The organism is Rhodococcus sp. H-CA8f, from assembly GCF_002501585.1.
Taxonomy (GTDB): Bacteria; Actinomycetota; Actinomycetes; order Mycobacteriales; family Mycobacteriaceae; genus Rhodococcus_F; species Rhodococcus_F erythropolis.
Genome location: NZ_CP023720.1, coordinates 335057 through 358324 on the forward strand (window position 1 = coordinate 335057; position 23268 = coordinate 358324).

A 23268-nucleotide genomic window follows, 5' to 3' on the forward strand; every position below is an offset into this window, starting at 1 on the left:
CCATGACCGACGAGGCGGTGCGAGAAGAAACGAGAAAGGCTGTCGACGCGGTCTGGCGAATCGAATCCGCGAAGATCGTCGCCACGTTGACTCGCACCGTCGGAGATCTTGATCTCGCCGAAGACCTGGCAGCGCAGGCTCTGCTCGAAGCTGTCGAGCAGTGGCCTGCCACCGGAGTTCCCCGAAATCCCGCTGCCTGGCTGACTTCCGTTGCGACGCGTCGAGCAATCGACGGGTGGCGACGACGAGAGAGGCTGGACGAGCGCTACGCCCACTTTGCGCGTGAACCCGAGAACGACGCTTCGCATTTCGACGACGTCAGCTGGGATCCGGATCGGATCGACGACGACGTCCTCCGGCTGATGTTCATCGCCTGCCACCCGGTGTTGAATCGAAAAGCGCAGGTGGCCTTGACTCTTCGGGTTGTAGGCGGGTTGACCACCGAAGAAATTGCGAAGGCATTCCTGACGCCGACCGCGACAGTTCAGCAGCGGATAGTCCGTGCGAAGAAGGCGTTGACCGCATCGAAAGCGGTTTTCGAAGTTCCAGGACGAGAAGAGTTTTCGAGCAGGCTGAGCGCCGTCCTCGGAGTCCTGTACCTGGTGTTCAACGAAGGTTATGCAGCCAGCTCGGGGGACGAGTGGATGCGGGCGGACCTGAGTGCTGAAGCTCTGCGGCTCGCGCGAATACTCGCCGAATTGGTCCCCGGGGAATCCGAGGTACACGGCCTTGTTGCGTTGATGGAGCTGACAGCCTCGAGATTCGGCGCTCGGACAACCTCGACAGGTGAGCCCATCCTGCTGGCGGACCAGGACCGGACTAGGTGGGACCGCCTACAGATCTCGCGTGGGCTTGCGGCGCTGGAACGAGCTGACGCCGTCGGGCGTGGACGTGGCCCGTACGGTTTGCAGGCAGCGATAGCCGAATGTCATGCGCGAGCAGCAACTTTCGATGACACCGATTGGAAGAAGATAGTCATCCTCTACGAGGCGTTGGCGCAACTGGCCCCATCGCCCGTGGTCGACCTCAATCATGCGGCGGCGGTATCCATGGCATACGGTCCTGGCCCTGCGCTCGAATTCGTCGACAAGCTTGTCGCTTCAGGTGAATTGACCGGGTACCACCTGCTTCCCAGTGTTCGGGGGGAGTTGCTCAGTCAGCTCGGCCGATCCGAGGAGGCTAGAACCGAACTCCTCGAAGCAGCGAGGCTGGCCGGAAATGAGCGTGAGCGTGCAGTATTGGTCGCGAAAGCGGATGCGCTGCTGTCGGATCAGTAGTCACACGATTGGTAGTCAGGGCTGAGTCGGATCATCATTCGGCACCATGGGCGGCATTCCGACTCCGTAAGGATCGAGCATGTCCGATACACGTCGACCCCACCGTTCATGGGCGGACTGACGGGTCATGCCGGCAGCGCGGCCGATGGTTGCCCATGTTGCGCCGAATCTTCGCAGGCTCATGACGCTTGCCGTCGAATCGATGCCTGCGGCGAGCTGGATCCGGAAACATGCCAACTGCCACGCCATCTGACGCTGCGCCGGGATGTCGGTGTCCTGTTCTGCCTCCCATTCGGGGCTGCCAGGTAATGGATCCGTTCCGACAATCTTGTCCGCCTGCGCGCCGGCCTCGGCGATTGCGACGTTAGCCGTCGAAGTTGCGGCGGTCTCGATCTTTGCGGTCAGGGCGGTCTCGATCAGATCTTGCATGAGAAGTTCTCCATTCGTCAGGTTTAGCCTGACAGTTTCAATTGAATGTTGTCAAGAATTTCCTGACTGATTCCATTTGATTAATGCACGATCTATTTGTGTACTATCTAAATGGCCTTCGGTTCTGTTGGCCGACGTCGAAGGGGTTGCTGGTGAAGATCGTGGTTCTGTCATTCCTTATGGCGCTGACCTTGATGACCGTCGGGATCATCGCGGCGCGCAACTGCAGCACTCGACCTGCCGTGACCGGGGCAGTTACTGCGGCGTCGACGGTTCTTGCTGCCGCCTGGACACTTTTTGCTGTGGCCTTCGTACTGACCTGATCGCACTTCGGCGTGAGCGCGCCAGCGTCGGCGACTGAACTGCGCAGCAGGTCAGGTACGTTTTGTCTGCAGCGCGATGCCGCATACGCTGGCAGGCGTGGCAATTGCTGAAACAGACAGGAACTATGGAGGAAGGTCGGTCGCGGCACGCAAGGCCGAGCGCCGTTCCCTCTTCTTGAATGCTGCTCTCAGTGTGTTTGCCGACAAGGGGTATGCCGGAAGTTCGGTGGCGGATATCTGTGCGTCCGCGAGTTTGGCCAGAAGGCAGTTCTACGACGAGTTCGGTAGCCGCGAGGATCTACTCCTGGCGCTGTATGACCAGATTCAACTCGACGCCAGAATTGCAATGGTCGACGCACTCGACGCGGAGCCTTCGGTCAATCTGCGGGACAAGGCAGCAACGGCCATGGCTGCCTTCGTCGAGTCGGTCGGAAGTGACCCGCGACGTGCACACGTTGCCTTCATCGACGTCGTGGGTGTCAGTCCTCGGGTGGAAAAGCATCGTGTGGACCAACGTTCGGTTTGGGCAACATTTTTCGAGTCGATCATCAAAGGGATTGTGGGCGACGATTACGAACCGCCGGGTGGTTACCGGTGGGCGTCCACTGCCTTCATCGGTGCGCTTACCGCGCTGGTGCACCAGTGGAGCACTACGGAGCCTCGTCCCCCTGTGTCGGTACTGGTGGATCTGATGACGGTGCTCCTGAACGCGTTGATTGACGACGCGCCCCTTCGTGCCGGCGAATAGGTCACGAACACCGGGGATTGTAATCCAGCCCACAACGCTCTACTCTCGTCCTCAATATGTTAGACACTCGCATCTAACTTGTGCGCCCGTGATGAGAACTGCGGCAACACAAGGCAATCTGTGCTTTTTCGGGGAGGAATTGGTATGGGACGACGCTGGACAACTGACCGACAACGCGGGGGCTTCGCGATTGCCGTGATTGCAGTAATCGGGCAGATCGCACTTTCGGCACCTGCCTCAGCGGCACCGGACGGAGGTGTTCCTACCCAAGTTCAGGTCCAGTCTGCCCTGCCGCCTGCGGTTGCGCCGCCATTGCCTGCGCTGGACCAGGCCTTTTATGAACCGCCCGCCGGGGTCGTCGAATCCAAGGAGCCGGGTGAGATCATCGCCGCCCGTACAGTGAATCTCGGCACTCTCAATCTGATTCCGACCAATGTTGATGCGTGGCAGATCTCATATCGATCCAATAACGCTGCGGGTGAGGCGATTCCGGCTGTCACCACAGTGATCAAGCCTCGCGGCGACACTCGCGACGGCGGGCCGCGTCCGCTGCTGTCCTTTCAGATGGCCGAAGACTCGCTCGGAAGTTACTGCGCACCTTCGTATGTCATGCAGCAGGGCGCATTGCCGTGGCTGGTGACGGGCGCTGCCACTGGTGGGGCGCAGTTCCTCGAAGTGCAAGCGGCGCTGGCGCAGGGCTGGGCACTATCGGTGCCCGATCATCAGGGGCCGAATTCTTCTTTCGCGTCCGGCCCGGTAGCCGCGCGGATCACGCTCGACGGTATTCGTGCCGCCGAGAACTTCGAACCCATGGAGCTGCAAGGTCGGTCGACTCGAGTAGGGCTGCTCGGGTACTCGGGTGGGTCGATTCCTACTGGTCACGCGGCTGAAATACGGCGCACCTATGCCCCGGAACTGAATGTCGTCGGAATCGCCGAAGGCGGTGTTGCAGCCGATCTCGGTGCTTTGCTCGACAATGCCAACAACGCTCTAGGAGCCGGGATCGTCGCTGCCGGTGTCATCGGAGTGAGCCGAGAAGATTCTGAACTCGCAGGCTTCATAGATCAGCACATAAACCCCGCCGGCCGAGCGCTTTTCGCTGCCAAAGACAACCTGTGCATGCTCTGGACGTCGGCTGCTGTGCCCTTCCTCAACATCAAAGGTTTCCTCGATGTACCGGGAGATCCCGTCCAACATCCCACGGTGAGAGCCGCGCTCTCTCGAGCTGCCATGGGTAAGTCCGTTCCTGACGTGCCGATGTACATCTACCAGTCGAATCCCGACTGGTTGGTGCCTGTGGGCCCGGTGAACAAACTCGTCGATACCTATTGCCAAGATCCTTCTGCGAGTGTCGTTTACACCAGAGACCACTTCAGTGAGCATGTCAGCATGGAAGTCGTCGCATTGCCGAGTGCTCTGCTGTGGCTTCGTGATCGGTTCGCCGGCGTCCCGGCCCAACAGGTGTGCAGCACCTTCGATGCTGGATCGATGGCGCTTGATCAGAGAACGTGGCCGGTCTGGGAAGACGCAGTGGGCGAACTTGTCGCAGGCCTGTTCGGCAAGCCGATCGGAAACTAGCAGGGGACGTGATGTTGTGGTGAGGAATTCTCCCAGGGGCAAGGTGTTGCACTGACTGGACGTTGTTTCACTGATCGGGCCTTGACGATGGAGTCTTGTCACAACTGGCTTCTTGTCACAATTGGGTTCCTGTCACCGACGAAAGGTTGCGCGATGACAAAGCTGTTGTTTGCAGTCACTTCTGCAGATCACTGGACGCTGAACGACGGGACAGCCCACCCAACCGGATACTGGGCGGAAGAACTGGTCGAGGCGCATCGCGTTTTCGTCGAGGCCGGCTACGACATCGTGATCGCGACGCCTGGCGGTAAAGCCCCCGTTGTGGATGAGGGAAGCCTGGCGCCTGAGGTCAACGGCGGGCAAGAAGGCGCTGATCGTATGCGCAAGTACATCGCGGATCTGCAGCCGGTGCTGGATTCGCCGGAGATTCTGGAGAACGCCGATGCTGCCGACTACGACGTGGTCTTTGTGCCAGGTGGACATGGACCGATGGAAGATCTTGCAGTGTCGGCATCCTTCGGCGAGCTTCTGGTGAAGTTCTTGGACGCCGACAAGGTGGTTTCGGCGGTCTGTCACGCACCGGCGGCACTTCTGCCCGCCCAGAGATCCGATGGAAGCTGGCTGTTCGACGGCTATCAGCTGACGGCGTTCACCAATGAAGAGGAGACGCAGGCTGGTCTGGCGGACAAGGCTCCGTGGCTGCTCGAAACTCGGCTACGCGAGTTGGGCGGCAAATTCTCGAAGGCTGAGGCGTGGTCGCCTTATGTCGTGGTGGACCGGAAGCTCTACACCGGCCAGAATCCGGCTTCGTCGAAGCCGCTCGCCGAGAGGATCGTCGCGGACTTGGGCTGAACGATCACCGGCTAGGCCTGAGCACGGCTTTCGGCACCGCATCGAGGACTCCTTCGATGCGGTGCTGGGCCGTGTTCTGTTGTGCCTGAGGTTCGTCCTCAGGTTTTGAAGGTGGTGTTCGCCGGCCGCGGGTGCTGCTGCGGGTCGATCGAGGGTGGTGGGATGAACCAGGGTTTGTTGTCGGCGCCGATGCGGATCACCCATTTTCCGACGAAGCCGGCTTTTCGGTGCATCAGCCGGTGATGTGAACGGCACAGTAGGACAAGGTTGTTCATCACGGTCGGGCCACCGTTGGCCCAGTGCCGGATGTGGTGTGCATCGGTCCAGGCGGGCACGCATGTGCAGCCGGGGAACGCGCAGCCTTTGTCTCGGGCGATCAGCGCCACTCGCTGCTCCGCGGTGACCAACCTCTTTCCGGGTTTCGCATCGAGCGGCGCCCCGTGATCATCGAGCAAGACGGTGGAGAGGAAACAGTCACATCCGAGGAGTCTGGTCTGCGAGACGGACAGTGGTCCGAGCCACGGCATGTGCCCGACATCGAGATCCGACACAGCCACTCCACCACCATCGGGCGAGGGTGCGGCGGCGCAGTCCCGATGCTCCGCCAAATCACGCGCGTTGATGTGCACGTTCACGTGCGGCCGCTGACCACCATCCGTACCGGTCTTCGCGCAGTCCAGATAGCGGCGGATCAGTTCCGTGAACCCATCCGCGGTCCGCTTCGCCGCCGACCGAGAATCCGGAGTTCCATCGGGTGCCGGGGTGGGCATCGTCAGATTCGACAACGCCGACAACAACATTTCACCGGTGAGAGCATCGAAATCTCCGCGCACCACCACCCGACCATTCAACGTCGACGCGATCCGCAACTCATTCCGATCCACATCCTCGGCGGGCGGAATCTCATCCGATTCGAACACTCGCTCCAAAGTCGCGATAACACTCCGCACCTTCGTGGTCGTCGCCTCCACACCGGATGCCGCAGCCAACAACAAATCGATGCACTTCGGTAGCGCTTCGTCCGGCATCCCCTTCGGCGGGGACTCGCAGAACGCCACGATCAACACGGCATGATCGAAGGAGCAGTCCCCGCCATCGAACCGGGCCGCCACCGCCGGAAAAGGCCGTAGCGCTGCACCGAGGGCGGCGATCTTCTTCCCGTCCCGAACCTGCAGCATCGTGTTCGCCGCCAACCAGCAACCCACCCCGCGGCTGGCAATCACCTGATCATCCGGCCGCAACGACAACTCGTCCACCACCGCCACACGAACAGCCTCGAGACGAAGAATCTCCGCACTCGCCTCGATAGCAGCAGCCCGCAACTCAGAAGCAGACAACTGCCACAGACGTCCGCGCAACCCCACCGCAGAACCAGACACCACATCCGACAACAGAACACTCATTGAATCCCCCGATCCCCACCCCCAATAATACTCGAACATCAGTTCGAGTCAAGAGGTTATGTGAGGGCGCGAATGAGTGGAGTGGGGTCTGCGACTACGAACAAATGACCGCCCCCGCTGACCTCTTCGAAGCGAGAGTGGGGGATCATCGAGTGGGCCCAGCGAGCAACTTCGATGGGTACGTTCCTGTCATCGGTTCCGTGCAGGAAAACCGTTGGTACCGAGATGGATTGAAACAACCCTGGCATCTCGTGGCGGTACCGAGCCAAATCGACGACCCCCGCGGATCCGCCCTGTGCGATCCCTTCGGATGAATCCAATTGGAGAGCAGGGCGATGCGACTCGTCGGTCATGACGGCCTGATCGGCGGCCGGCCAGATCGAGACGGAGTCGCTGCGCAACTTGGAGAACACTCCGGTTCCCGCAAGCATTGCGCCAGCCATGCGGGGAGCCCAATTGGCGGCAAAGTACAGCGCGGATACCAGTTTTATCCTGCGCCGCAAAGTATCTCGTGGGGCTCCGGGAATCATGGCGCACGCCAGCACCAATTTCGAGACTCGTTCGGGTACGGCCGCAGCGACTGCGAGCGCGTAACCGCCGCCTCCGGAGAAACCCATCAGTGTGGCCGAGTCCAACTCGAGATGATCGATCAGAGTGACGTAGTCGTCGTCCCAGGAATGAAATCCCCTGTCCGCGTGTGGATCTGTGCGACCGAAACCGGGACGATCGGGGACGATCAGCCGTAGACCCGCCGTCGCAGCCGCGTTGTCGAGCGAGAGCCCCTCGTATCGGCTGCCAGGTGATCCATGAACCACGACTACCGGCCGGCCAGTCGGATCGCCGTACTCGCAGAACGCGATACGGCGCCCCGAGGTGCCACGAATTTCGGTTGTCGTCACGCTACTTGTCATGTTGTGCTTCCTCGCTGCGCGATCGACGCCACGCCATCCAGAATGAGCGTGACTCCGAATTCGAACCTTCGGGCGGGATCGTGATGAAGCGCGAACACCGATGCCTCGCGTCGATCGGCGGGTGCACTGTCGAAAGCTCCGCGTCCCAATTGAATTGCGACGTGTCCGGTCACGAAATCATGCACGGCGCCGTACGCGTAAGTGGCCTGTTCGTCATCGAGGCCGGCCTGCGAAAGCGCTCGCACGACTCGGTGGGCGGTATCGTCGGCGCCGGGCGCTTCCAGTGATGCCTGCCGATGGGCTTCCAGAACGAGAGGATGCCTCATCAGAAGGTCATGTAGACCGTAGGCGAACGTGCGGGCAACCCCGCGCCAGTCGGTCGGCCAGTCGATCGACGAGACGGCTTCTCCCACGAGGGTGGAAATCAGGTCTCGCCTCAACGCGTCGATGCCGCCGGTAGTGCGGTGGACGGACATCGGCGATATGCCCAGTCGCTCGGCGAGCACTCGAAATGAGACCGCGTCCAGGCCGTCCGTATCGGCGATCTCGGCCGCAGCATCGAGTATCTGTCTGTGACTCAATGCTTTTGGTCGACCGGCCCTTGCGGAGCCGGCGGATTCGGATACCATGCTGACAACAATAGCGATACGCGTATCGAAATTGCAAGTGCCGATTGACCTACAAGGAGTGCTGCCCCATGACTGATCTCCATCAATTGTCCGCTGTCGAACTCGCCGCAGTGATCGCCGCGAAGCAGGTCTCGATCCCCGAGGTGGCACGGTACTTCGTCGATCGTGCGACCACTTCCGATGACGTGGGTGCATTCACGACGATCGCCGGGGAACATGCGATCGAACTCGCCGAGCAGGCCCAGCGCAGGTTGGACGCGCGGGACGCCGGACCGCTTCCGCGCCTGTTCGGCGTCCCGACGGCTATCAAGGACCTCGACGCGACTCGCGGCATCCGCACGACCTTCGGATCGGCGCTCTTTCGGGACTTCGTGCCGGACGCCGATGACGAGATCGTCGAGGCGATCCGAGAAGGTGGTCTGATCGACATCGGCAAGACGACGGTGCCCGAGTTCGGGGCAGCGTGTTACACCGAGCCGGAAGTTGCTCCGCCCGCGCGCAGTCCGTTCGATCGCACACGCAGTGCTGCCGGTAGCAGTGGTGGCGCCGCGGCCGCCGTCGGCGCTGGTCTGGTGCCGTTTGCTCAGGGAAGTGACACCGCAGGGTCGTTGCGTTCACCGGCAAGTACGTGCGGAGTCGTGGGCCTCAAGCCGAGTCGCGGTCTGATCACGATGGGGGTGGCAGGTCACGACAACTTCGGTTTTGCGAGCAAGGGGCCGATCGCCCGAACGGTTCGCGATACCGCTGCACTGCTGGATGTTCTGGCGACGCGACCTGGCGCCGGGACGATTCACCCGCCCCGGCCGAAGTCGTTCGAAGAGTTTGTCGTCCAGGCAGAAGGGTCGCACTCTCGCCCCCTGACCGTCGCCCTCGCTCATGGCTCGGTATCCGGCGGCACGGTGGACCCACGAGTCTCCGAGGCGGTATCGAGGGTGGGCGTCGTTCTCGAGAGCCTGGGACACAACGTGTTCGAACGTCCTCAGGCCCGAGACGACGCCTTCGTCGATGCCTTCACCACGATGTTCTCGTCCTTGGCCGGCACCAAGCCCATTCCAGAAGAGTACGAACACTTTCTCCGTCCGATAGTGCAGCACTTACGTGTTCGAGCAAACGAAGTGCCGTCGGGCGATCTGGCCGCGGCAATCGGAGTTGTTCAGGCATGGGCGCGGCGGTGGAGCCTGGATTACGCCGACGCCGATCTTGTTGTCACCCCGACGGTGACAACACCGCCGTTGGCAGTCGGTGAGCTACGTAATGACGAAGACCCCGCGACCGAACTGATCGACATGGTCGCTTTCACGGGAAACACCATCGTCGCCAACGCAACTGGATTCCCGTCGATCAGCTTGCCACTCGGTTGGACGGAAGACGGTGTTCCACTCGGCGTGATGATCTCGGCGAAATGGGGTTGCGACGCAGAATTGCTCTCTGCCGCTGCAATGCTGGAGAACGCGATGCCGTGGAAGGATCGATACCGATTCGACCGCGCAACCGTGCTCTAACCCGGGAGCGACGTCCGCCCGCCGGCCGATGCAAACCCCAACCACGTGTGGCGGTTACCCCACCAACACCACCCGACTTTCGGGGCGTTGCGGTTGTCTTTGCCGTCCCGGCCGGTTCCGTTGCTGATCCACACCGCCGGGGTTCTGGTGTCGAAAGATCCGTCAGGCTTACGCAATCGGGAGCCGATCGTCATGAAGCACTTTCCGCGTTCGAGGACGTCGGGGCGCTGCAACAGCCAGTGAATGCCTTCGGTGAGGGTCAGCGGCGTACGGTCGGCATCAACGATCGCGGGAAGTGCTTCGTCCGGGCTCCAATTGGCCAGGTGATCCCCGCGGTCGACTTCACCGAGCAGATACATCGCGGTATCAGGCAACGCGGCCGGCTCGGTAGGAGCGAACAGATCGACGTCGGCCATGTCGACGACAATGAAGCCCCGCTTGTTCTTGTGCTCGAGCAGGGGAGTCAAAATGGAAGCTGGAGCGAGTTTTTCGTGCACGGTAAGCAGTCCCGCCTCACCTTTTCCGGCTGCGGCGGCTGCCCTGACGTCGCCGGCAGAAAGCCCGGCCATCTCGTGTACCCCGAGTTCGATCAATCGCTCGGCCTGCTGATCGATGGGCGGGAGGTCGAAGTGCATACCTGCGATCCTACCGATCGTGAGCAGGCCGATCGGTGGGATCGGCGGTGGGGGAAGTCGGCCACGAGACGCCCAACGCGCGCATGATGAACGGGACGGTGGTCGCCACGACGGTGTCCACTCGGTCGCCGGCCATGAGCATCGGGCGTCGGCTTTCCACGCAGGCGAGGATGAGTTGCGCGGACGCGGCAGCATCGGAATCGACAAAGACGCCGGCGTCGACACCTTCCTGGACGAGCTGTTCTACCAGAACCGACAGCGGGACAATATGTTCGAGGAAGCTTTCGCGATCCTGCGCGGACAGCAATTCGACCAACGCGATTCCCGTGAATCGCTGCAGTGAGAACTCGACGAGCGTCAGTTTGACGAGGATTTCGATTCGGTCGACAGGATTCTCGCGATCCGCGAGTTCACGCTCGGCCAGGAGCAGGAATCTGTCCATCTCGCGGGTGGACCAGGCAAGCAGTAACGCAGATTTGTCGGGGAAGTAGTTGTACACCGCTGTCCGTGAGACACCGGCTGCCTGGGCCACAGTCTGCAGCTTCACGTTTTGCCAGCCCTGCTCGTGAAGTTCGCGAATGAACGCGTCCAACATGGCTTCTCGGGTCGCGATCTTGTGTTCTGCGGTTGTTGCGCCACCGGTCAGCTTCGGCATGGTCGATCCTCCTGTGTCTGATTCATGGTCACGGGGAGGTCGAACAGATCCGCAACAAGGCGTGGATCACCCTGCCACATCGAGACGGGTACAAGCATCATCTGCTGCGCGATCGAGCGTACGGATCGGCAGACTTCCTGCGCTTCGGCGGCGGTGAGCGTCGTGCGTTTGCGCAATCGCTCCATCTCCGCGGCAGTCAGATCGGTGATCCATTCTTCGGCCGCAAGTGAGAGGGGTGAATCCGGTGTCACGGCCGATCCAACTCGGCACTGGAGAACCTCGAAGTCATCACGGACAGCATGATGACGGCGACGACCGAAACGGCGTGTGCCGCCGCCAGCCAGAGCGACTCGGGTGCATGTTTGTGGAGGGTCGGCGCCATCAGCATGGCCATGAGGAGGGCGAGACCCGACAACATCGCGGGGCCGTTGGGTCGGCCGACAAGCAGGCTGACCAGGAGAACGAGCGCGACAACGCTGCAGGCCACGTCTACAGGCGGGTACGTGGTCGGGACGATTCCGTGGACGGTGTCGGTTAGGTTCAGCCCGATCGACACCAATTGTGCGAGGCCTGTCGCGCCGGCCAGCCAGGCCGTCCACCGCAGTCCGTGAAGACCGGCTTTCCGCACCACGGTCAGAGGCTCCTCCGAAGATCCCCATGCTGCGGACGTCGGTGTTGTCACGGGCCTTCTCCTTTTTATGACGAGGTGTCGTCATAAAGTATCAGCGCTGGAAAAGTGGGTTTCCGAGGGTAGGTAATTGGCTAGTCCTGAGGAGACAGACACGGCAATATCAACAGTTGAATATCCGACGAGGCGAACTGCGGGAGGTGGCTCGATGACGACCCCTGTCCGCACGGATCGGCCCTCGTCGAAACAGAGTTGGTTGGCGCGCGCGGCATTTGCGGCGCTGGTTCTTGCAGTCGTGGTGCTCCTGATTTTCGCCGGACTGAAAACCTTGACCATGCTGATCCTGGGGATCGGTGGGGTGGTCGTGTGCGTCGTAGCGGTGTACTGGTTTCTGACCACCCGCGGATTTCTCCGCTGGATCTCGTTGGCTGTGGCGGTTCTGACGCCGATCGTGGTGCTCGCCTTCCTGATCCGGGAGCGCCTCTTGTGGGTGGTGCTGCTCTCGATCGGATTGTTCGTCATAGCCGGTATCTGCGCCCGCGCCGCTTTGGAGGGGGAGGAGAAGGAACTGCCGGTGGTCGAGCGACCGGCTCCGCCGCCCGCCAAACCGTTCTTCGTGATGAATCCGAACTCCGGCGGTGGCAAGGTCGAGAAGTTCGACTTGAAACGCAAGGCCGAGGAACGAGGGGCCACGGTCGTACTGCTCGAGGGGCCGGAGAAGATCGACGTGACGGCCTTGGCCAGGCAGGCGGTCGCGGACGGCGCCGACCTACTCGGTGTTGCCGGTGGCGACGGAACTCAGGCGTTGGTTGCCGCTGTCGCGGCCGAACACGACCTGCCCTTCCTGGTCGTCAGCGCCGGGACGCGCAATCACTTCGCCGCGGATCTGGGTCTCGACCTCGACGATCCGTCACGGTGCCTCGACGCTCTTGTCGACGGCGTCGAGGTGACGGTGGATCTGGGTAATGTCGGCGGTCGAACCTTCGTCAACAACGCATCGTTCGGGGCATACGCCGAAGTTGTCCAGAGTCCGGAGTACCGCGACGCCAAGACCAGCACCTTCCTGCAGAAACTCCCGGATCTGCTCGCCGGACGCGCCGGAGCGGTGCTGACCGCGCGCTCCCCGAGCGTGTCCGCGGTGGGTCCACAGGCGGTTCTGGTCAGCAACGGACCGTACGAGATGAACGACCTGGCGGGGCTCGGTCATCGCCCGCGATTGGACCGGGGCACTCTCGGGATCGTGGCGATCTCCGTCGGCAGCGCCCGTCAGGCCGTCGGGTTACTCCATCGGGCGCATCAACGAGGCCTGGCTCAGGGCACCGGATTCGAGGTGATCATCGACGCCGACACCGACGAGATTCCGGTCGGCGTCGACGGTGAGGCTCTGGTGATGCCGACTCCCGTCAGGTGCACGGTCAGCCCGCAGGCACTGAGAGTCAGAGTCCCCCGAGACCGTCCGGGCGTCCGTAGGCCCAGGCATGCCTGGGATCTGGTCCGATTGCGAGAGTTGGCTAAGTTCACGAAATCCGGCGCATGACCTGGCGATAGCCTTGCATGACTGCCAGCAGAGCGAATCCGGCAAACATGTCCGATTTGCACCGGATGCTGGCAGCATTGAGGGCCGGTACGGATCCTCGAGGAGCAATCGAATGACGATCACACCCAGCGAAGCGCCGGTAGTCGAGACAACGTACGGGCCGGTTCGTGGATCCACGGAAGGTGCGGTATCGAGTTGGAAGGGGATCCGCTACGCGGCACCTCCGGTCGGGTCGTTGCGTTTCCGCGCACCCGTTCCGCCACAGCCGTGGACCGAGATTCAAGACGCAACAGAATTCGGTCCGTGTGAACCGCAAAGTCGACTTGCGATGATCCCGCTCGGCGAGAACGTTCCAATGGACGAAGACTGCCTGTTTCTCAACGTATGGGCGGCGGGCCCCGCCGGCTCTGATGCGCCGGGTAAACCGGTTATGGTCTGGATTCACGGCGGTGCGTACTTTCGCGGAGCATCCAGCCAACCACTGTTCGACGCAACCACATTGGCTGAAAATGGTGACGTTGTCGTAGTCTCGATCAACTACCGCATCGGTGTGTTCGGCTTCGTCGATTTCTCGTCCTTCAACTCGGAAGAACACACCTTCGAGCCCAATGTCGCTCTCCGCGACATGATTGCAGCGCTGCAATGGGTTCAAGGCAACATCGCGGCCTTCGGTGGTGATCCGAATCGGGTGACATTGTTCGGCGAGTCGGCAGGTGGCGGCGCTGTGACGACGCTGATGACCGTGCCGTCCGCCCGTGGCCTGTTTCATCGCGCTATCGCCGAGAGTTCCCCCGCCACTTCGGTGTACGGGAGTGAACGTGGCGAGATCGTCGCGAAGCTGTTTCTGGAGATCTTCAGCGGCGGTGGCGATCTGGGTCTATTACGGTCCACGTCTGCCGAAGACTTGATCGGGCCGTCAGACGAACTGTTTGCTCGCGTCCCTCAGGAGACGCCCGGCACTTTGGCGTTCGCGCCGATCGTCGACGGTGATCTGCTCCCTGATTACCCGGTGCGCGCGTTCCGTCACGGCAGTGCACACCCGATTCCGCTGATCATCGGAACCAACAAAGACGAATCTTCGCTCTTCCGGATGATGAAATCGCCGTTGATGCCGATCGATCCCGTCGTGATCACGTCGATGTTCGCGGAGATCGCCGACGAGCACCCTGGGCTCGAGCTACCCGATCATTCTCAGATCGAAGGCGCGTATTCGGGGCTGTCCAAGCTGGGCGCTGGTCTCGGGCTGACCCGTGACTTCGGATTTCGTTTGCCCACGCTGTGGATTGCCGAGGCGCACAGCAAGATGGCACCGACCTGGTTGTACCGATTCGACTACGTGCCGCCGATGCTCAAGGCGCTGAAAATTGGTGCGACCCACGGGACCGAACTTGCCTACGTCTTCGGCAACATCAATCACGGAGCGCGGGACATCACCTACAAATTGGGTGGGCTGAGCGCGGCGCGTCACGTGTCAGAGCGCATGCAGGCTAGGTGGCTGGATTTCGCCAGAGCTGCAGGTGATTACGGCACCGGGACCGATCATGAACTGGGTGCGGACCCGGGATGGCCAACTTACGACACCGACACACGCTCGACACTGTTGATCGACAAGCACGATGCCGTCGTCGCTGATCTGGATTGCGAGATCCGGGAGGCGTGGGGTGACACGGTGATTGCATTCACCTGATGGTTCCGGTCTACTGCAGTGTGGCGAGATAGTGCGAGACGGGTCCCGCAGTGAGCATTCCGCTTCCGGCGCCGGCAATTTCGGCGGCGGCAGGTAAGAGTGCCGCTCGAGCACGCTCCTTGACTCGACTGTCGCCGACTGCAGTGGCCGCTGCAGCGGCCAGGCACCACAGTGCCTCGGAGAGTAGCTCTTTGGGCGGGTCCGGCAATGTCTTTACGGCCTTCGTTGCTTCGTTCGTCTGCCCCTGTGCGATGAGGAGGTGTGGCCGGGCCCAGGGTTCGTACGGGCCCCACTGCGTAGCCGGGTCGAAAATTGCCGGCAGTCCCCGCCACACGCGGAGGGCGAGAATTGCGAGAGGGAGTATGCCGTCCTCGAGACCCGGCATGCCGGAACCGGAAAGGTTCACCGCCGCAGCTTCGTACAGCTTCTCGCAGTGCGCCGCTTCTGCGCCGGTAGTGGCCGTTCGCATAGCGCGAAACCAGGTGGTGAACACCGCTGCCAACGGCCGTTCGTGACGTCCGGCCAATCGATCAACTGTCTCGGCGTGTAGCTCGGCTGCGTCGAATTGCCCCAGTGCGCCGAGCGCTTGCATACGGATGAGATGGCCGAGAATCTCGAAGGTGGACAGTCCGTGTCGAGCGGAGAGGTCGACCAGTTCACGGCCGATGCCGTCGCGCTCGGAGGCCAGACCGGTAGTCCAGAACGTCTGCATGAACAATCCGTTCAGAGCGAAAGCCAGGAGACCTGGATCGTCGAGAGCGCGACTGATCTGCACTGCAGCGCGGGCACATTCGAGCCCGCGATGACCGGACAGTCCGCGCGATTCGAGTGCAAATGTCGCCAACAGTCTGGCCCGAGCGGGTTCGTTGCCGACCGGAAGTCGATCGAGGGTGCGCTGAGCGGCCGCGACGATCTGTGCAGCCTGCCGAGGATCGTCGGATCGTGTCCAGATTCCGGGCACGTCGTAGTTGCCGATGATCCGCGCGGTGAGTTCGACATCGTCCAATTGTTCAGCGGCACCGATGATTGTCAGTCGTTGGTTTCGGGCAGTCTCGAGTCCGCTTCCGCCCGTAACTGCCAAACTTCGGAGCAGGCCGACGGTTGACTCCAATCTCGATTTCGATCCTGCCGCTACGGTCCGGTCGTACGCTGCCGAAACCTGAGTGAAGATCTGTTCTGCCGCTACAGGATCCAGGTGGGTTTCGCGGCGGAGAATGTCGGACTCGAGGTCGGTCAGTCGTGGCCCGGGGTCGATGCCCAACTCTTCGGCGAGTAGCTCGCGTGCGCGACGTAGGACTGCCAGAGCATCGCCTTGACGGTTGGACCGGTACAGCGCGAGAGCGAGTAGTCGCCAACCGTCCTCGCGCCAAGGGTGTTCCGTGACGTGGGCGTCCAGATCGGGAATCGCTTCGGCAGTTCGCCCGAGATCGAGTTGCGCGGATGCGAAGCGTTCGACGGCAGTCAGACGCAGTTCTTCGAGGCGCGACCGCTCCGATCGAGCCCACGGTTCTTCGGCGAAATCCGCGTAGGCCGGTCCTCTCCACAGCTGGAGCGCGGTTCGGAGCAGTTCGAGTGATTGCGCCAGCGTCGAATCGGCGGCTTCACGTACCAGTCTTTCGAATTCCCAAGCGTCGACCGCGTCGGGTGCAGCGCGAAAGGCGTAGCCAGGCCCTTCGGTGACAATGACTTTCGGCTTCGTTCGCGGGGCACGATCCGGTTCGAGTGCGCGCCTCAGTGCGGAAACGAACGTACGTATTGCACTGGTCGCCCCGGCCGGAGGATCGACCCAGAAGTCGTCGACAATCACGTCCACCGGAACAACACGTCCTCGGGCAATGATCAGACGAGCGAGAACCGCTCGGTGTCGCGGGCCCTTCAGATCGATCAACCCTGACGAATCGTTCCACGCGACCACGGGTCCGAGAACTCCGAAAAATATGTGGTCTCGCATTTCCCCACGTTATCGCGCTCATCGAATGCTCATCGACTACGGCGAAGCTGATTGCCATCACCCCGACCAACGAGAGCGACCGATGACGATCACCATTCCAGGCTTCGACTACCAGCAGATTTCCACAGCAGACGGAGTGCGGCTCAACGTCGCGGTCGGCGGAAACGGAACACCACTCGTCCTTCTTCACGGTTTCCCCCAGACGCACCTCATGTGGCGTCACGTCGCCACTGCGTTGGCGTCGGATCACACCGTCATCTGCCCGGATCTCCGCGGATACGGAGCCAGCGACAAACCGGTCGAGGAAAACCCGGACACCTACTCCAAAAGAACAATGGCTGCCGACATTGTCGAGGTGGCGAAGAAGCTGGGACACGAGAAGTTCGCCCTCGTCGGCCACGATCGTGGTGCGCTGGTTGCCGTCAGAGCTGGGCTGGACCACCCGGATGTGATCACACAGCTCGGTTCGCTGGACGTGCTCCCGACCTTGGATATGTGGGACATCCTGCACGGATCGAATGCTGCTGTGGCATTCCATCTCTATCTCATGGCTCAGCCACCCGGTCTCCCCGAGCAGATGATCAGCGCCAGCGCCGACGCGTTCTTCGAGTACTTTCTCGACGTGTGGACGCAGAACCGCGAAGCGATTCCGGCAGACGTGCGGGCGGAATACCTGCGCGCCTCACGGGAGGCGGTGCCGTCGATCGTTGCCGATTACCGGGCGTCGGCAGGCATCGACATCGAACACGATCAGGTCGATCGGGAGGCGGGCAACCAACTGCACATGCCGGTCACGGTCATTCAGCAGGACTGGGGTTCGATGCTCGGTTACGACGCCGAGGCCCTGTGGAAAGCGTGGGCGCCCGATCTCGAGCACCGCACGCTGTCCGCAGGTCACTTCATGGCAGAAGAGGCGCCTGCCGAAGTGGTCGAGGCGATCCGCACTCTGCTGAAAAGGTAGTTCTAGCGCTTGACCCCGGCCGCCAAGTCGTCGACGAGAACCTTGGCGGTCAAGGCGTATCCCGCGGCCTTGTAGTAGTCGAACGGAATCACGCGACCGGCCTGTGCGGCGGGCAGGCGCTGCCACGTCGGCGAGGTGTACACGCTGCCGGAGGCGCTGCGATCCAAGGCGAAGATGACGTCGGCTTCTTCGAGACGGTTGAACTGCTCCGACCCGAGCATCACGCGAAGGTCGGGGCCTTCACGGAGCACCTCGAACCCGAGGTCCTCGGCGACGGCGGTGCGGAAATCGTTCTGGAACCACGCGATCTGATCCTCTGCGGCGGCAACGAAGGCAACCTTCTTGCCGGCCATCAGCGGTTCGACGGTCGGGCGGACCTGAGCCACATGGGCGTCGTACTCGGCGAGTACTTCTTCGGCGCGATCGCTGCGCCCGATGCCGGTGAGGAAGTCCGACATGACTTTGCGCCACTCGGGGGTGAAGTCCTTGCCGACGGGCAGGACCGGTGCGATCTGCTGCATCCGGTCGTTGCCGTACGACCCGGTGTCCCACCAGCCGGCGCTGAGGACGAGAAGGTCTGCGCCGAGGGTCGAGATGTATTCGAAGTTGGGATCCGAAGCACCTTCGGCGAAAATCTCGACACCGGTGGCATCCGGGACCTCGCGGCGTAGGTGTTCGGCGGCGCCGGTCGGGTAGGCGGTCACCGGGTACCCCGCAAGGATCGACAATTCGAGGCCGTCGCGTGGATCGAGGGCAACGACGTTCTGAGGGTCCGTCGGAATGGTCAGCTTCTCGTCGCCGCGTGTGAACTCGAAGGTCTCCGCGTTATCGGGCGTCGAACTTTCCGTGCTGCTGCAGGCGGCGAGAAACGCGGCCGCAGCGACGCCCGCGCCGACGCCGAAGAAACCGCGCCGCGTCAGGTTGTCCACGATCGCCCAGTAGTCGCGATCGGTCGTGGAGGGAGAAAGAAGTCGAGTCATGCTTGTTAGGTTAGCCTTAGAGGTTTCCTCGAGGAATGGCGAAACAGCTCCCACGAGCGCCAAGAAATACGGCGAACACGCCAGCGTGCCGAGTGTTGTCGGCGTCACCGGCCCGCCTGAATCACAACCCACTTTCGACCTTTGACGTGCATGACGTCACAACCGGCCGCCTCCTCGATCGCGATTTGGCCCTGATGGCGCCGACTATGCTGGGTGCACCAGCAGTACGATTTCGGAGGTTGCAATGCAGATCACCAGCGTCGGCCACGCAGGATTTCACATCCAGACCGAGGCCGGATCCATCCTGTGTGATCCATGGGTGACCCCGACGTATTTCGCGTCTTGGGTGCCGTTCCCCGACAACACCGAGCTGGACTGGGACGCGCTGGGCAACTGCGACTACCTCTACGTCTCGCACCTGCACAAGGATCACTTCGATCCGAAGAACCTGATCGCGCACGTCAACAAGGACGCCACCGTCCTGCTCCCCGATTACCCGGTGCCGGACCTCAAGCGTGAGCTCGAGAAGCTCGGCTTCCACAAGTTCTTCGAGACGGAAGACTCCGTCAAGCACACCGTCAGCGGTCCCAAGGGCGATCTCGACATCATGATCATCGCTTTGCGCGCTCCCGCGGACGGTCCGATCGGTGACTCAGGCCTGGTCGTCTCGGACGGGGAGACCACCTGTTTCAACATGAACGACGCCAGGCCCGTCGACCTGGACCCGCTGACCGACGCCTTCGGGAAGGTCGACATCCATCTGCTGCAGTACTCTGGCGCGATCTGGTACCCGATGGTCTACGACATCCCGAAGGGCACCAAGCGCAACTTCGGCAAGCAGAAGCGTCAGCGCGGCATGGACCGCTGCCGCAACTACATCTCCCAGGTCGACGCTGCCTGGGTTGTCCCGTCGGCCGGCCCGCCGGTCTTCCTCGACGACGACCTGCGTTACCTCAACGACGATCACGGCGACGAGGGAAACATCTTCCCCGACCAGATCACGTTCCTCGAGCAGATGCGCATCAACGGCAACGATCGTGGTCTGCTGATGATCCCCGGCTCGACCGTCGAACTTCGGGGAAGCGAGAAGGTTGCCCTGACGCATCCCATCCCGGACGCGGACGTCGACAAGATCTTCTCGAACAAGGCCGAGTACATCGAGAAGATGGCGCAGAAGATGGCACCGGTCATCGCCGCGCAGAAGGCTACGTGGGCTCCGGCCGAAGGCGAGCCGCTGCTCGACGGTCTGAAGGCCAAGTTCGAGCCGATCATGGCGCAGTCCGATCTGATCTGCGACGGAATCGGCTACCCCGTCGGACTCGTGATGGGAGAGGAGACGGTCGTCCTCGACTTCCCGAAGCGGATCGTTCGTGAGCCCATCGACGGAGAAGGTAAGTACCGCTACGGCTTCCGCATTGCTCCCGAACTGGTTCGCACCGTTCTGCGTGACGACGAGCCAGACTGGGTCAACACCATTTTCCTGTCGACACGCTTCACGGCGTGGCGCATCGGTGGGTACAACGAGTTCCTCTACACGTTCTTCAAGTGCCTCACCGACGAGCGCATCGCATACGCCGACGGCTGGTTCGCCGAGGCGCACGACGACAGCGCGTCTATCGAGTTGGGTGGCTACGAGATTCAGCGTCGTTGCCCCCACCTCAAGGCTGACCTGTCGAAGTTCGGTGTCGTCGACGGCACCAACCTCACCTGCGATCTGCACGGCTGGCAGTGGGATCTCGAAACCGGCCGCTGCAAGACGTCCAAGGGCCACGAGCTGCGCACCAGCAAGCTGAGCTGAACCGAGCTCGTCGGGTGACGGGATACAGCAGGTCGCTGATCGGCCTGGCGACAGCGCTCGCCGGGTTGGCCGGTTACGTCGACGCGCTCGGATTCATCACGCTCGGTGGGCCTTTCGTTTCGTTCATGAGCGGCAACATGACGCAGGCGAGCGTCGCATTTGCCGACGGGGTGTGGTCGACCGCGCGGGTGGCAGGCGGCATCATCGTGCTCTTCCTCCTGGGAATCGCGCTGGGAACCGTCGTCACCCACTTCACGGAGCGGTACTCCGTCCGGACCCGCAAGGTCACGGTGCTTGCGGTTGTGGCTGGACTGCTGGCCATCGGTTCGGTGATGAGCAGCCTCGACGTCACCCCAGGCGCGATCTCGGCGATGGCCCTGGCGATGGGAGCCGTCAACTCGGTGTTCCAACGCGACGGTGAGGTGACGATCGGTGTCACGTACATGACCGGTGCGCTGGTCAAGATGGGCCAGCGTCTCACCGGAGCCTTTCTGGGCGGCCCGAAGTGGGCGTGGCTGCAGCACTTCGGGATGTGCGCGGGGTTGATCGCGGGCGCGGTAGTCGGTGCGCTGGTTCATCGGTGGATCGGCCTTCACGCTCTGTGGCCTGCTTCGGCATTCACGGTTCTTCTGATCGCCGTCGCGTGGCGGGTCTCGCCCCCGGCGCCGGCACAGGTGTAAAAAGAGCGGGGTACACAAGCCGGAGTGCGGGGGAACTGTGGATGCTCTGATCATCGTTGTGCTGGGACTACTCGGAATCGTCGCCGCCTCGACGCTGGGGGCGCGGATCGGAGTCGCGGCGCCGCTGATTCTGGTGATGGCCGGGATCGTTGTCAGCCTCCTCCCCTTTGTCCCAGCAGTGGACATCGATCCGGAATGGATTCTCGCGGGTGTGCTTCCGCCGCTGCTGTACTCAGCTTCGGTCTCGATGCCGTCGATGGAGTTTCGGCGTGAATTCGGTGCTATCGGTGGGCTCTCAGTTCTCCTCGTCGTGGTGAGTGCGCTGGTTCTCGGTGTGTTCTTCTCGTGGGTGATACCAGGACTCGGCGTCTGGTGGGGCATTGCACTCGGCGCGATTGTGAGCCCGACGGATGCCGTCGCGACGTCCATCGTCAAGAAACTCCCGGTCTCGCCGCGGGTGGTGTCGATCCTCGAAGGCGAAAGCCTGCTCAACGACGCCACCGCTCTGGTCCTGTTGCGTACTGCCATCGCCGGAGCGGCCGCGTCGGTATCGCTGTGGAGTGTGTTGGGCAAGTTCGCTTTTGCCGTCGTCGTGGCCGCGGTCATCGGTGTTGTCGTCGGCAAGGTCAACCTGATGGTTCGTGCCCGTGTCACCGACTCGACGGTCAACACAGTCATCTCGTTCACGGTGCCGTTTCTGGCCGCGATCCCCGCCGAAGAGTTGGGTGCATCGGGGTTGGTTGCTGCCGTCGTGGCCGGGCTCGTCACCGGCTACGACGCTCCTCGGAAGCTTTCGCCGCGTCATCGGTTGTCGGACTCCCAGAACTGGCGCACAGTCGAACTGGTCCTCGAAGGTGCGATCTTCCTGGTGATGGGCCTCGAACTCTCGTCGATAGTCGACGATGTCCGGGTCGACCACGAGGGAATACCTACCGCATTCTTCGTCGCTGCGGGTGCACTGTTCCTCACGATCTTGGTTCGGGCTCTGTACGTCGCGCCGCTACTGCGAGCACTCCAGGCGCGGGCGAACTTTCGCGAACGCATGAAACCCAGACTCTCCGACATCGCGAATCGTCTCGAAAATCCAGAGGATTACCCACCGGACGAAGGGCGGCGTAGCAGGCGCCGGGCGCCTTCGGCGAATCAGATGGAACGGTTCAAGATTCGGGTGCGGCGGACGGTTGCCGATATCGATTACTACCTTGCCGCGCCGTTGGGATGGCGTGAAGGGACGATCGTCATCTGGGCCGGTATGCGCGGAGCGGTCACTCTGGCTGCCGCGCAGACTCTTCCGGAAGACACTCCGAGTCGATCGCTTCTGATCTTGGTGGCGTTCCTGGTCGCAGCCGGCTCGTTGATCCTTCAGGGTGGGACGTTGAAGCGCGTCGTAGTGGCGGTCGGTCCGGCAGCGCAGGACCTCACCGATTCCGAACTCGACGAACATCGACGTTTGCTCGCTCTACTCGAGGATGCTTCTGCGAGTTTCGTTCCACCCGAAGGGCAGTCGAAGAAGAAGACCCGGCTCGATGTGATCGACGCGCAGCGCCAAGCGCTACTCGACGCGCGGGACGACGGCCTGTTCGACGCACGGATGCTCGGATCGGCACTGGCCGCGCTGGATGCCGATCAGATCAGCCTCGAACTCAAGGGCGGTCCGGACGGTTGATCACGTGCACAGTCTCTTTCGAGCAGACGTCATCATTGCCCGCGTGATCACGCCGTGCAGTACCTGAACTGGTGCGAAGTAGATTCGGCCCGCGCGGTTCTTCAGCTCCACGGCAGTGACGACGTGCAGGAGACCGGCGTCGTTGTCGGCCTGAACCGAGGCGACGAATCGTAGGTGTTTCTCGTCCGCTTCGATGAGGGCTTCGCCGTCGGCGATCTTGTCGACGGCAAAGGTGTCCGGGCGTCCCTTGGCGATGCCGAGCAGTCCGACTACCCGCTCCCTGAGCCAGAACATCGCGAGGACTGGTGCGGGGACATTCCTGACGTCGAAGACGGCCTGCGCCCACTCCTCGGATGTATGGGTCGGAACAGACGGGATGGTGATCGTGGTGGCTTCTGCCCAGTCCGGTGCAGGCATTGCCTTGAATGCGAGTGTCAT

23 protein-coding genes are annotated in these 23268 nt (G+C 62.1%); 12 read left to right on the top strand and 11 right to left on the bottom strand.

Annotation, left to right across the window (positions count from 1 at the left end; all coding sequences use genetic code 11):
• Positions 1 to 2 precede the first annotated feature (2 nt).
• Entirely contained in the window at positions 3 to 1277 is a 1275-nt protein-coding gene (locus CPI83_RS01590) for an RNA polymerase sigma factor (RefSeq protein ID WP_097386666.1), read from the top strand.
• A gap of 15 nt (positions 1278 to 1292) precedes the next feature.
• Here CPI83_RS01590 and CPI83_RS01595 read toward each other — a convergent pair whose 3' ends face one another.
• Positions 1293 to 1706, bottom strand: coding sequence for a hypothetical protein (locus CPI83_RS01595; protein WP_097386667.1), 414 nt, complete (start codon positions 1704 to 1706; stop codon positions 1293 to 1295).
• Between the two features lie 152 nt (positions 1707 to 1858).
• Here CPI83_RS01595 and CPI83_RS30930 point away from each other — a divergent pair, with 152 nt between their 5' ends.
• From CPI83_RS30930 to CPI83_RS01610, 4 genes are all read left to right on the top strand, one after another.
• Complete coding sequence (locus CPI83_RS30930) at positions 1859 to 2029, top strand: hypothetical protein (protein ID WP_021333309.1); 171 nt, start codon at positions 1859 to 1861, stop codon at positions 2027 to 2029.
• Between the two features lie 76 nt (positions 2030 to 2105).
• Positions 2106 to 2777, top strand: coding sequence for a TetR/AcrR family transcriptional regulator (locus CPI83_RS01600; protein WP_081051136.1), 672 nt, complete (start codon positions 2106 to 2108; stop codon positions 2775 to 2777).
• A gap of 144 nt (positions 2778 to 2921) precedes the next feature.
• Entirely contained in the window at positions 2922 to 4355 is a 1434-nt protein-coding gene (locus CPI83_RS01605) for a lipase family protein (RefSeq protein WP_097386668.1), read from the top strand.
• Between the two features lie 153 nt (positions 4356 to 4508).
• Positions 4509 to 5207, top strand: a complete 699-nt coding sequence (locus CPI83_RS01610) for a type 1 glutamine amidotransferase domain-containing protein (protein ID WP_019745921.1) — start codon at positions 4509 to 4511, stop codon at positions 5205 to 5207.
• Positions 5208 to 5305: 98 nt separating this feature from the next.
• Here the strand turns inward: CPI83_RS01610 and CPI83_RS01615 are convergent, their stop codons facing one another.
• Genes CPI83_RS01615 through CPI83_RS01625 form a run of 3 tightly spaced genes read right to left on the bottom strand, consistent with a single transcriptional unit; the run spans position 5306 to position 8150 of the window.
• Positions 5306 to 6610, bottom strand: coding sequence for an HNH endonuclease signature motif containing protein (locus CPI83_RS01615; RefSeq protein ID WP_097386669.1), 1305 nt, complete (start codon positions 6608 to 6610; stop codon positions 5306 to 5308).
• A 56-nt stretch (positions 6611 to 6666) separates the two neighbouring features.
• Entirely contained in the window at positions 6667 to 7521 is an 855-nt protein-coding gene (locus CPI83_RS01620; protein ID WP_092765476.1) for an alpha/beta hydrolase, read from the bottom strand.
• Positions 7518 to 8150, bottom strand: a complete 633-nt coding sequence (locus CPI83_RS01625) for a TetR/AcrR family transcriptional regulator C-terminal domain-containing protein (protein WP_021345987.1) — start codon at positions 8148 to 8150, stop codon at positions 7518 to 7520. Before CPI83_RS01625 ends, CPI83_RS01620 begins: the two co-directional genes overlap by 4 nt.
• Positions 8151 to 8218: 68 nt before the next feature.
• Between CPI83_RS01625 and CPI83_RS01630 the strand changes: the two genes are divergently transcribed.
• Positions 8219 to 9652, top strand: a complete 1434-nt coding sequence (locus tag CPI83_RS01630; protein WP_092765477.1) for an amidase — start codon at positions 8219 to 8221, stop codon at positions 9650 to 9652.
• Here CPI83_RS01630 and CPI83_RS01635 read toward each other — a convergent pair.
• From CPI83_RS01635 to CPI83_RS01650, 4 genes are read right to left on the bottom strand one after another with little or no spacing between them, the layout of a single operon-like run.
• Positions 9649 to 10287, bottom strand: coding sequence for a DUF5701 family protein (locus CPI83_RS01635; protein WP_042953281.1), 639 nt, complete (start codon positions 10285 to 10287; stop codon positions 9649 to 9651). The two genes, CPI83_RS01630 and CPI83_RS01635, sit on opposite strands and share 4 nt — an antisense overlap.
• Before the next feature lie 10 nt (positions 10288 to 10297).
• A complete protein-coding gene (locus CPI83_RS01640) occupies positions 10298 to 10942 on the bottom strand; it encodes a TetR/AcrR family transcriptional regulator (RefSeq protein ID WP_092765478.1) in 645 nt (214 codons plus the stop codon).
• Positions 10930 to 11193 (bottom strand): hypothetical protein, encoded by a 264-nt coding sequence (locus CPI83_RS01645; protein ID WP_019745914.1) that lies wholly within the window; start codon positions 11191 to 11193, stop codon positions 10930 to 10932. Before CPI83_RS01645 ends, CPI83_RS01640 begins: the two co-directional genes overlap by 13 nt.
• Positions 11190 to 11624, bottom strand: a complete 435-nt coding sequence (locus CPI83_RS01650; protein ID WP_031333873.1) for a hypothetical protein — start codon at positions 11622 to 11624, stop codon at positions 11190 to 11192. The genes CPI83_RS01645 and CPI83_RS01650 overlap by 4 nt, the downstream gene beginning before the upstream one ends.
• A gap of 154 nt (positions 11625 to 11778) precedes the next feature.
• Between CPI83_RS01650 and CPI83_RS01655 the strand changes: the two genes are divergently transcribed.
• Together CPI83_RS01655 and CPI83_RS01660 are read left to right on the top strand one after the other, a co-directional pair.
• The gene (locus CPI83_RS01655) at positions 11779 to 13107 is read left to right on the top strand and encodes a diacylglycerol kinase family protein (protein WP_020909604.1); all 1329 of its coding nucleotides are present in this window, start codon (positions 11779 to 11781) and stop codon (positions 13105 to 13107) included.
• 112 nt (positions 13108 to 13219) lie between these two features.
• Positions 13220 to 14794, top strand: coding sequence for a carboxylesterase/lipase family protein (locus CPI83_RS01660; protein WP_092765479.1), 1575 nt, complete (start codon positions 13220 to 13222; stop codon positions 14792 to 14794).
• Between the two features lie 10 nt (positions 14795 to 14804).
• Here the strand turns inward: CPI83_RS01660 and CPI83_RS01665 are convergent, their stop codons facing one another.
• The gene (locus CPI83_RS01665; RefSeq protein WP_092765480.1) at positions 14805 to 16745 is read right to left on the bottom strand and encodes a BTAD domain-containing putative transcriptional regulator; all 1941 of its coding nucleotides are present in this window, start codon (positions 16743 to 16745) and stop codon (positions 14805 to 14807) included.
• 82 nt (positions 16746 to 16827) lie between these two features.
• Here CPI83_RS01665 and CPI83_RS01670 point away from each other — a divergent pair, with 82 nt between their 5' ends.
• The gene (locus CPI83_RS01670; protein WP_092765545.1) at positions 16828 to 17706 is read left to right on the top strand and encodes an alpha/beta hydrolase; all 879 of its coding nucleotides are present in this window, start codon (positions 16828 to 16830) and stop codon (positions 17704 to 17706) included.
• Between the two features lie 2 nt (positions 17707 to 17708).
• Here the strand turns inward: CPI83_RS01670 and CPI83_RS01675 are convergent, their stop codons facing one another.
• Positions 17709 to 18686 carry an ABC transporter substrate-binding protein gene (locus CPI83_RS01675; protein WP_092765481.1) on the bottom strand — a complete coding sequence of 326 codons (978 nt, stop codon included), beginning with the start codon at positions 18684 to 18686 and terminating at the stop codon, positions 17709 to 17711.
• 244 nt (positions 18687 to 18930) lie between these two features.
• On the opposite strand from CPI83_RS01675, the gene CPI83_RS01680 reads away from it, so the two are divergent.
• The 3 genes from CPI83_RS01680 to CPI83_RS01690 are packed head-to-tail and all read left to right on the top strand — an operon-like array spanning position 18931 to position 22830.
• The gene (locus tag CPI83_RS01680; RefSeq protein WP_021345977.1) at positions 18931 to 20484 is read left to right on the top strand and encodes an MBL fold metallo-hydrolase; all 1554 of its coding nucleotides are present in this window, start codon (positions 18931 to 18933) and stop codon (positions 20482 to 20484) included.
• A gap of 14 nt (positions 20485 to 20498) precedes the next feature.
• Positions 20499 to 21164: a YoaK family protein gene (locus CPI83_RS01685; RefSeq protein WP_019745905.1), complete on the top strand. Its 666-nt coding sequence runs from the start codon at positions 20499 to 20501 to the stop codon at positions 21162 to 21164.
• A 37-nt stretch (positions 21165 to 21201) separates the two neighbouring features.
• A complete protein-coding gene (locus tag CPI83_RS01690; protein ID WP_092765482.1) occupies positions 21202 to 22830 on the top strand; it encodes a sodium:proton antiporter in 1629 nt (542 codons plus the stop codon).
• Here the strand turns inward: CPI83_RS01690 and CPI83_RS01695 are convergent, their stop codons facing one another.
• A complete protein-coding gene (locus tag CPI83_RS01695) occupies positions 22831 to 23268 on the bottom strand; it encodes a DUF2867 domain-containing protein (RefSeq protein ID WP_021333325.1) in 438 nt (145 codons plus the stop codon). It lies immediately after the preceding gene.

Coding starts and splice junctions, on each gene's coding strand:
- CPI83_RS01590 (WP_097386666.1), top strand. CDS start 3: ATGACCGACGAGGCGGTGCGAGAAGAAACGAGAAAGGCTGTCGACGCG.
- CPI83_RS01595 (WP_097386667.1), bottom strand. CDS start 1,706: ATGCAAGATCTGATCGAGACCGCCCTGACCGCAAAGATCGAGACCGCC.
- CPI83_RS01600 (WP_081051136.1), top strand. CDS start 2,106: ATGCCGCATACGCTGGCAGGCGTGGCAATTGCTGAAACAGACAGGAAC.
- CPI83_RS01605 (WP_097386668.1), top strand. CDS start 2,922: ATGGGACGACGCTGGACAACTGACCGACAACGCGGGGGCTTCGCGATT.
- CPI83_RS01610 (WP_019745921.1), top strand. CDS start 4,509: ATGACAAAGCTGTTGTTTGCAGTCACTTCTGCAGATCACTGGACGCTG.
- CPI83_RS01615 (WP_097386669.1), bottom strand. CDS start 6,610: ATGAGTGTTCTGTTGTCGGATGTGGTGTCTGGTTCTGCGGTGGGGTTG.
- CPI83_RS01620 (WP_092765476.1), bottom strand. CDS start 7,521: ATGACAAGTAGCGTGACGACAACCGAAATTCGTGGCACCTCGGGGCGC.
- CPI83_RS01625 (WP_021345987.1), bottom strand. CDS start 8,150: ATGGTATCCGAATCCGCCGGCTCCGCAAGGGCCGGTCGACCAAAAGCA.
- CPI83_RS01630 (WP_092765477.1), top strand. CDS start 8,219: ATGACTGATCTCCATCAATTGTCCGCTGTCGAACTCGCCGCAGTGATC.
- CPI83_RS01635 (WP_042953281.1), bottom strand. CDS start 10,287: ATGCACTTCGACCTCCCGCCCATCGATCAGCAGGCCGAGCGATTGATC.
- CPI83_RS01640 (WP_092765478.1), bottom strand. CDS start 10,942: ATGCCGAAGCTGACCGGTGGCGCAACAACCGCAGAACACAAGATCGCG.
- CPI83_RS01655 (WP_020909604.1), top strand. CDS start 11,779: ATGACGACCCCTGTCCGCACGGATCGGCCCTCGTCGAAACAGAGTTGG.
- CPI83_RS01660 (WP_092765479.1), top strand. CDS start 13,220: ATGACGATCACACCCAGCGAAGCGCCGGTAGTCGAGACAACGTACGGG.
- CPI83_RS01665 (WP_092765480.1), bottom strand. CDS start 16,745: ATGCGAGACCACATATTTTTCGGAGTTCTCGGACCCGTGGTCGCGTGG.
- CPI83_RS01670 (WP_092765545.1), top strand. CDS start 16,828: ATGACGATCACCATTCCAGGCTTCGACTACCAGCAGATTTCCACAGCA.
- CPI83_RS01675 (WP_092765481.1), bottom strand. CDS start 18,686: ATGACTCGACTTCTTTCTCCCTCCACGACCGATCGCGACTACTGGGCG.
- CPI83_RS01680 (WP_021345977.1), top strand. CDS start 18,931: ATGCAGATCACCAGCGTCGGCCACGCAGGATTTCACATCCAGACCGAG.
- CPI83_RS01695 (WP_021333325.1), bottom strand. CDS start 23,268: ATGACACTCGCATTCAAGGCAATGCCTGCACCGGACTGGGCAGAAGCC.